The following is a 7,962-nucleotide window of genomic DNA, read 5'->3' as shown; positions in this document are numbered from 1 at the left end:
TCTGATTTTTCATCATTTTCTCTTTCAACTAATATATCATTTTTCATTTTATAGTTTTCTAAAAGGCTTAGGCAACTATTAGGATAAAGAGTACTTACTATATTTAAAATTTCTCTCTTACCTTTTTTTATGTTTTTAAAAACAATTCCTTCTGAATCATTATTTAAAACTCTATAAAGATCTGTTAAAAATGCATTTATTCCAAATTTGAAATTATATGATGCTAAATCTATAACATCTATCTTATCTGACTTTACTTTTCCTTCTTCATTTAATAATTTAAAAAGCTCCTTTACTAAAGCTTTTTTCCCAGTATCCTTTTCTCCTAAAACTAATACTATTCCCTTAGACTCATCTTTAATTTTCTTAGAAAAATATCCTGTTAATTCATTTATTAATTCTTCTTGTCCTATAAACATGTCATTTAATTTTTTTACTATATTTTCTTTCATTCAATCCACCTCTTACGGATAATAATTATTAATTAATAATATACACGTTATTTGTCTTTTTTTCAACTATATTTTTTATCATATTATAATTTAATTATACATTAAGTATTGTCTTATGTATTTTTTAACTATATACTTTTTTTATAACTAAATTAAAGGAGGTTTTTTATGACGAGCTTAATATTAGAAGGTGGAACCTTTAGACCTATATTTAGTGCAGGTATAATGGATGCTTTACTTGAAAATAATCTGATGGCTGATTATTGTATTGGTGTTTCTGCTGGAATAACTAACGCTTTCTCTTACCTTTCTAGACAAAAAAAACGTAATCTAGAAGTAATAGAAAACTTTAGAAATGATAAACGTTATCTAGGTTTTAGAAATATTTTTAAATGTAGAAGTATTTTTGGATTAGATTTTGTATTTGATGAAATTCCAAATGTAATAAGTCCTTTTGACTATGATGCTTTTTACGAATTTAAAGGAAAAGTCTTAGTTGGAGTTACAAACGCTCTAACTGGTAAGTCAGAATACTTAGATGGAAAAGAACTTGATAAACCTTGTACAATGCTTCGTGCAACTTGTGCAATACCTTTTGCTTTTCCTACTATAAAAATAAATGATACTCCATACTTTGATGGTGGATTAAATGATCCTATTCCAGTAAAAAAAGCTATCTTAGATGGAGCAGATAAACATATTATCGTTTTAACTAGACCAAAGTCTTATAAAAAAACTTTAAGCAAAGGAACTAAAGTTGCTTCTAAACTTTTAAGAAAAAAATACCCTAATCTTTCTTCTGTCTTTTTAAATAGACATAACGTTTATAATGAGACTGTTGCTTTTTGCGAGCAATTAGAAAGAGAAGGTAAAGCAATTTTACTTCGTCCTTCTGAAGAAGAAAAAATAGAAAGCTTTGAAAAAGATATAACAAAACTTACAGAAGCTTATAATAACGGCTATAATTTAGCTCTTTCAAGAATGGATGAAATAAAAGAATTCTTTAAGAAATAAAAGATGCTGCCAAATGGCAACATCTTTTATTTTTTAAACTTTTTAAAGATTCCAGCTATTCCAACTACTGCTGCTGTTACACCAACACCAACTGCAATTTTCTTCTTTGTCACAAAAGGTCTTTTTGCAACTGATTCTGTAATTTCTATACTTGAATCTCCAAAGTTATTATATTCATTATATAAACTCTTTAATTTTTCATACTTATTTCTTGAAAAATTCTTCATAAGATCTTTATTACATCTATCTATATACATACCTAGACTTTCTTTTGGTTTTCTTTTAGTTACTTCACCATTATCATCGTCAAAAATATCTTCAGAAATAGCTTTTTTTTCTAATTCTACTAAGGTTCCTTCATTTCCACTCCATAATAATGCATTTAAAAGTTGTTCTCTTAATTCACGTACTTCTTTTCTCATCTTATCCCTCCAGAAATCTATTTATTTATAGTATGTCTAAATTTTGTTTTTTTAAACCTTTAATTTTATTATAACTACCTTTTCACTACTTTACAATTAATAAAATACTACAAATAGGTTAAAATTTTTGTATTTTTTATAAACAAAAATGCTATCACTTAAAAATTAAGTAATAGCATCTAATTTATGCTTGTTTTTTTTCACTAAATTTATTTTTTTTACTAATAATTTTCTTAGAAAATATAAGTCCTACAACTAAAAGGATTATTGGAATTATAAATTCTGGAGAAAATGGTTTGTCCATGTTTTTTCCTAATATAGAATAACAGATAGTCTCTGGCATTACTCCTAAAAGAGATGCTACTATAAAACTGCTATACTTAACTTTTGTAAATCCACATGCATAACTTAAAGGGTCATATGGAAGAATTGGTGGAAGTCTTAATAAAAATAAAATTTTAAATCCATTCTTCTCTAAGTTTTCATCAAGCTTTAACATTTTCTTTCCAAGTAGTCCTTCAACGAAATCACGTCCAAGCATTCTTGAAACAAAAAATGCTATTGTTCCTGTTATAAAGAATCCTACCATTGTTAAGATAAATCCTTTTACAGGTCCAAACATCATTCCCCCAGCTATTGCAATTATGTTTGTTGGTATAATTAAGAAAAATGGTTTTACTATGTATATTCCTAGATATATTAATGCTGCAAAAGCTCCTCGTTCTTCTATGAATTGTAATACTTTTTCAATTTTTAAATTCATAAGAGTTTCTCTATTCTCATAAAGAAGAAATAAAGCTAGTCCTATTATACATAAGAATCCTATGAATTTTATTTTATTATAGTTCTTTTTATTTTCTTTCATTCAACCTCTCCTAACAAAACAAAACTTTTTCTTTTGTTTACAATCTTTATATTTATTTAATTATATCATACAATTCTCATATATCTATATGTTAAAATCTAAATATTTTCTTTATAAAATCTAAAGATTTTCTTTATTTCTGTAAAAAAAATATGTATTTGTGAATATATTAAAAAAAAGCTGTATTTTATTACAGCTTTTTCTAATATATCTTTTATAATTCTTCTGTCTTTTCTTCTATTACTATTACTGGCTCGTCATCATCATCATCTTCAACTATTATCATTTCTTCTTCTACGATTACTTCTTCTTCTTCTGGTTGTGATAAAAACTCATTTAATTCATTACATGTGCTTCTTGCGAATTCTTGGAATGTGTCTTCATCAATTTCTATAAATGCTCTGCTATTAACAACAACTAAGTCTCTCATTATCATTTTTACATCTAATTTCCCGATTACTCTTACAAGACTTGCAGCAGTTAATACATTTAATATCCCTTCATACTGCTCTCTATTGTTTATTATAGCATTATTAATCTTTGGTAGGGTTTCTCTATAGTCAAGTGTAACACACTCATAGAACTCTCCATCTTCATCATATAGTTCTAGTGCTAAGTTATTTGTATCTAAATATCTTTCCATAACACAAGATAAGTTTAATCCATCCCAGTGAATTTTCTTGTTAAATACTTTCATATTTTCCATGATTAATAATACCTTCTTTCAAATATTTTTTATAATTAATATTATATATTATACTTCAAATAAATCTATTTTGAAATTTCTTAGTCATAATACTTCAATATCTTTCAAATTTATTTATAAATAGATTATATTTTAAAACTTCCGTTTTGTCTAGTTTATCTCAATTACGACATAATATTTTTAATTTACCTAATAAAAAAAACTCTTTAAATTTTATCTTTTTCCTCAATTATAAGATTCCCATAATTATTATTTTTATTTTTCTCTACTATTTTATATTTTATTTTTTTACTGAAAATAGGTCCATCAAAAACAAAGGTATGGTATTCTCCATTTTCTCCACAAATATCTGAACCTGTCTTTTCTATTTTCCTTATAACTTCCTTTGATAAAACTTCTCCTAAAAATTCAGAACCCATATTATTTAAATTAACTTTTTTTATCACTGCTTTAAATCCTAAGTCTATAAATTCCATTGTTATTTTTTCTCGAGATTCCTGCCATAGAGGAAGTATACCGTCTAGTCCTGCTCTTTTACACATTTCTAAATCCCAAGCCCTATGCTCTTCTAAATCAATATCTCCAAAGGCACATAGATTAGCTTCATACTTTTCTTTAGCAACTTTTAATCCTTTTACAAAGTCTTCCTCATAATTTTCCATACTACATTTACAATATATTATTGGAATTTTAAGACTCTCTTCCACGTCTTCCATTAACCCTTTAGGTATTCCATGAAACCATGAGCCTTCTTCTCTTGTAGTAATCATTAAACAAACTACCTTATATCCCTTTTCTATCATTTTATATAATGCAAGGGTACTATCTTTACCGCAACTATATACCATTACAATCTTTTTTTCTTCCATAAAATATTCTCCTTAAGTTTTACTTCTTTAAGTATATTATATTTTTCATATCTTTTTCAGTATTTTTTTCTTCTCATTAGAGAAAACTAGTTTTGTAAATTTTTATTTTAGAGGAGGATAATACATGAAAAAATTTATATGTACTGTTTGTGGTTATATACATGAAGGATCTGCTCCGCCTGAAATTTGCCCTGTTTGTAAAGTAGGTGCAGATAAATTTGAAGAAATGACTGATAATATGGCTTGGGCTGATGAGCATAGAGTTGGTATTATTGATGGCGTTGATAGTGAAATAATTGAAGGCTTAAGAGCTAACTTTACAGGAGAGTGTACTGAAGTTGGTATGTACTTAGCTATGTCTCGTAATGCTGATAGAGAAGGCTACCCTGAAGTTGCTGAAGCATATAAAAGAATTGCTATAGAAGAAGCTGAACATGCAGCAAAATTTGCTGAAATATTAGGTGAAGTTGTTGTATCTGATACTAAAGCAAATCTTCAAGCTAGAGTTGAAGCTGAATATGGTGCTTGTGAAGGAAAGAAAAAACTTGCTTCCCTTGCAAAACAACATGGATTAGATGCAATTCATGATACTGTTCATGAAATGTGTAAAGATGAAGCTAGACATGGAAAAGCTTTTAAAGGGCTTTTAGACCGTTATTTTAAATAGAAGGAGTGATTATAATGAAAAAAATAAGTTGTACTGTAGATAACTGTTCTCATAATAAAAATAATAACTGCCATGCTAATCGTATAGATATTGGTGGTGCTTTATCAAATGAAACTTGTGCTACTTGCTGTGGTTCTTTCTTAGATAGAAAAAACTATAGTGATTTAACTAACTGCACAAATGAATATACAGGTGAAACTGCTCTTGTTTGTTCTGCAGAAGCTTGTACTCACAATAAAAATAAACTTTGTTCACTAGATACTATAACTGTTGAAAGTAAATCAGAAGTTAATGTTTATACAGAAACTTTCTGTTCAGATTTCCAAGTTAAATAAATAAAAGTTGCCTCTACTTTTAAAATAGAGGCAACTTTAAATGCTTTTAATCTCTTATATAAATTTTTTTATATCTTCTAATGAAGCTTTTACTGTAAAAATCATGTCTTCATCAATTCTTACTTTACATTCATTTGGATTTATTTTAATTTCTTCTGAGAATTTACCTTTACAGATTTCTCTGTATCTTGTTTCTGCAACAGTTACATTAAATCCGTTTTTCATTCCAGTTATTTTTAAAATAGCTCCTTCTTCTGCACCAGTTTTTACTTTTATATCAATAATATTATTACCTTTTGTAAAAGTTAATGCATTTTGTGGGATTTTTTCAATTGATACATCTCCAAACATTGTCATAAATCCACCACTTAATTTTATCTTAGTCATTAAAGTTGATTCATAATTTTCTGTTATATCTTTTAATAGTTTACCTAACTTATATGTTGTTAAATTCAATTCCATTTTTGTATCTCTCGCTTTCTATAAAGTTTTCTACATATATAATACTACCATTTTACTCGGATTTCAAATTCTTCTATATGCAAATGATTCTTATTTAACAGATTTATTACATTTTCCCTTTTAAATTAATGTTATACTATTTTTAGACAATTTTATTTAAAGTCGTTTTACTTTTTATAATAATAACTTACGAAACTTTTAAGGAGAATTTTTATGTACTATTTTTTTATTTCACTACTTGCATGTTCACTAGGTAGCTTTGTAGGCTTAGGTGGAGATATAATAATAATTCCTCTTTTATTATCCCTTGGGGTATCTAAAGAGTTAATTTCTATAAATACTGACCTAACTATGTTAACTATGACACTTTTATCTACATTTATTTATAGAAAAAGAAAACTTGGAGATTTTAAAACTGCCGTTCTTATAGCAGTTGGAATAATTCCTGGAGCTTCTTTAGGGGTTGCTATAAACAGCCATATCGGAATTCCTACCTTCAATTTATTTTTCATAATACTTTTATTTATATTGATAGTATTTATGTTTTTAGAAAAGAAATTACCTAAATTTATATTACCAAACTGGACTAAACCTGTGGTAGGTTTAATTATTGGAACTGTTTCTGGTCTTTTTGGACTTGGTGGTGCCATCATGCTAATTCCTGTTTTATTAATCTGTTACGGATTTAATCAAAAACAAGCATCAGCAACTACCCTTTCACTTATTTTTATAAGTACTTTTGTTACAGTTAGTAATTATTACTTTAGAGGATATACGGATTTAAGTTACGCTTTATTCATGATTCCAGGGGCTTTAATCGGTTCAGCTATTGGAACGTTTTTCAATAAAAAGGCTACAAACAAGATAGTATCCCATTCCTTTAAAATAATACTTATACTTGTTTTGATCAAACAATTAATAATGTTTATAACTCATTAACAAATTGTGATTTTTATGAAGTTTAATTTCACATTCTTTGTTTCTTTTCTTAAAAATTTTACAAATTTATATGTTTTTTTAACTTTTTTGTAATTTATTTTTGTGTTATATTGTTATAATGTATAAGGAATTTAAAAAAACTTATAATGTAAAATAAAATAATAATTTGCTTGGAGGTAAGTTACATGTTAAAAGTTGGTGTACTTATGGGAGGAATTTCTTCTGAAAGAGAAGTTTCTTTAGATAGTGGAAATAATGTTATAGAGCATTTAGATAAATCTAAATACGAAGTTATTCCAGTAGTAATAGATAATAAAGAAGATGTATTTGAAAAAGTGAGAGATTTAGACTTCGCTCTTTTAATGCTTCACGGAAAATTTGGAGAAGACGGAAGAGTTCAAGCTGTTCTTGAAACTTGCGGAATCCCTTACTCAGGTTGTGGAGTTTTAGCTGGAGCTTTAGGTGTTGATAAAGACATCTGTAAACAAGTTTTAAGATATAACAATATAAGAACTGCTGATTGGTTTGTTGTTAGAGCAATTGAAGATATTGACTACGATAAAATCGAAGAGTATGGATACCCTGTAATGATTAAACCAGTAAGTGGTGGTGGAAGTGTTGCAACTTTCATAGTTAAGAAAAAAGAAGACGTTGAAGAAGCAGTAAGAGAAGGATTAATTTGGGATGAAGAAATCATGATCGAAAAATTCATCGCTGGAGCAACTGAAATAACTTGTCCAGTTGTTGAAGGTAAAATGTTACCAGTTCTTCAAATAGATCCTCAAGGTGAATTCTTTGATTACCAATCAAAATATACAGCTGAAGGTTCAGAAAGATACGTTATAAACCTTCCAAAAGAATTACATGAAGAAGTTGAAAGAATGGCTGTTGGTACTTACTACGCTTTAAAAACTAGTGTTTACACAAGAGTTGATATGTTAGTTAAAGATGGTGTTCCTTATGTATTAGAAGTTAATACATTACCAGGAATGACTAAGAACTCATTATATCCTGTAAGCTTAAAAGGTGCAGGAATCGAAATTTCTGATTTCTTAGACACTATCATCGAAAAATCATTAGCTGTTAGAAAAAGAGTTGCTGCTCTAGATAACGCTAGAAACAACGGTGTTGTAGTTAAAGAAAAATAGACTTTTAAAATAAAAGGTACATTGCTTATTAAAATGGAACCTATAAAGTGGACACTTATAAAAAGTGCCTTCGCTTATAGGTT

General features: G+C 27.5%; 11 protein-coding genes. 5 read left to right on the top strand and 6 right to left on the bottom strand.

The genetic code is table 11. The features are described from left to right. On the bottom strand, positions 1–452 hold a 452-nt coding region (locus Q0W06_RS18600), incomplete at its 3' end, for an ATP-binding protein (protein ID WP_297639342.1). Between the two features lie 168 nt (positions 453–620). Here Q0W06_RS18600 and Q0W06_RS18595 point away from each other — a divergent pair. Next, positions 621–1,466 carry a patatin family protein gene (locus Q0W06_RS18595; RefSeq protein ID WP_297639339.1) on the top strand — a complete coding sequence of 282 codons (846 nt, stop codon included), beginning with the start codon at positions 621–623 and terminating at the stop codon, positions 1,464–1,466. A 26-nt stretch (positions 1,467–1,492) separates the two neighbouring features. Here Q0W06_RS18595 and Q0W06_RS18590 read toward each other — a convergent pair whose 3' ends face one another. The 4 genes from Q0W06_RS18590 to Q0W06_RS18575 all read right to left on the bottom strand — a co-directional run bounded on the left by Q0W06_RS18590 (position 1,493) and on the right by Q0W06_RS18575 (position 4,328). Beyond that, positions 1,493–1,888: a hypothetical protein gene (locus tag Q0W06_RS18590; RefSeq protein WP_297639336.1), complete on the bottom strand. Its 396-nt coding sequence runs from the start codon at positions 1,886–1,888 to the stop codon at positions 1,493–1,495. Between the two features lie 184 nt (positions 1,889–2,072). Then, positions 2,073–2,753 carry a TVP38/TMEM64 family protein gene (locus Q0W06_RS18585; RefSeq protein WP_297639331.1) on the bottom strand — a complete coding sequence of 227 codons (681 nt, stop codon included), beginning with the start codon at positions 2,751–2,753 and terminating at the stop codon, positions 2,073–2,075. A gap of 214 nt (positions 2,754–2,967) precedes the next feature. Continuing rightward, positions 2,968–3,459 (bottom strand): hypothetical protein, encoded by a 492-nt coding sequence (locus tag Q0W06_RS18580; protein ID WP_297639328.1) that lies wholly within the window; start codon positions 3,457–3,459, stop codon positions 2,968–2,970. Between the two features lie 206 nt (positions 3,460–3,665). Beyond that, a complete protein-coding gene (locus Q0W06_RS18575) occupies positions 3,666–4,328 on the bottom strand; it encodes a diphthine--ammonia ligase (protein ID WP_297639325.1) in 663 nt (220 codons plus the stop codon). Positions 4,329–4,452: 124 nt separating this feature from the next. On the opposite strand from Q0W06_RS18575, the gene Q0W06_RS18570 reads away from it, so the two are divergent. Then, positions 4,453–4,995, top strand: a complete 543-nt coding sequence (locus Q0W06_RS18570) for an NADH peroxidase (protein ID WP_297639322.1) — start codon at positions 4,453–4,455, stop codon at positions 4,993–4,995. A gap of 14 nt (positions 4,996–5,009) precedes the next feature. Continuing rightward, on the top strand, positions 5,010–5,330 hold the full coding sequence (locus Q0W06_RS18565; protein ID WP_297639319.1) for a DUF1540 domain-containing protein: 321 nt from the start codon (positions 5,010–5,012) through the stop codon (positions 5,328–5,330). A 54-nt stretch (positions 5,331–5,384) separates the two neighbouring features. Here the strand turns inward: Q0W06_RS18565 and Q0W06_RS18560 are convergent, their stop codons facing one another. After that, positions 5,385–5,792, bottom strand: a complete 408-nt coding sequence (locus Q0W06_RS18560; protein WP_297639317.1) for a UDP-N-acetylglucosamine pyrophosphorylase — start codon at positions 5,790–5,792, stop codon at positions 5,385–5,387. 213 nt (positions 5,793–6,005) lie between these two features. Here Q0W06_RS18560 and Q0W06_RS18555 point away from each other — a divergent pair, with 213 nt between their 5' ends. After that, positions 6,006–6,731, top strand: coding sequence for a sulfite exporter TauE/SafE family protein (locus Q0W06_RS18555; RefSeq protein WP_297639314.1), 726 nt, complete (start codon positions 6,006–6,008; stop codon positions 6,729–6,731). 185 nt (positions 6,732–6,916) lie between these two features. Next, the gene (locus tag Q0W06_RS18550; protein WP_297639310.1) at positions 6,917–7,879 is read left to right on the top strand and encodes a D-alanine--D-alanine ligase; all 963 of its coding nucleotides are present in this window, start codon (positions 6,917–6,919) and stop codon (positions 7,877–7,879) included. The last annotated feature ends 83 nt before the right edge of the window (positions 7,880–7,962 follow it).

It is taken from the genome of uncultured Clostridium sp., assembly GCF_947072515.1.
Lineage (GTDB): Bacteria > Bacillota > Clostridia > Clostridiales > Clostridiaceae > Clostridium.
The sequence above is the reverse complement of the archived record's forward strand: the minus strand, read 5'-3'. Positions and strand labels throughout refer to the sequence as shown.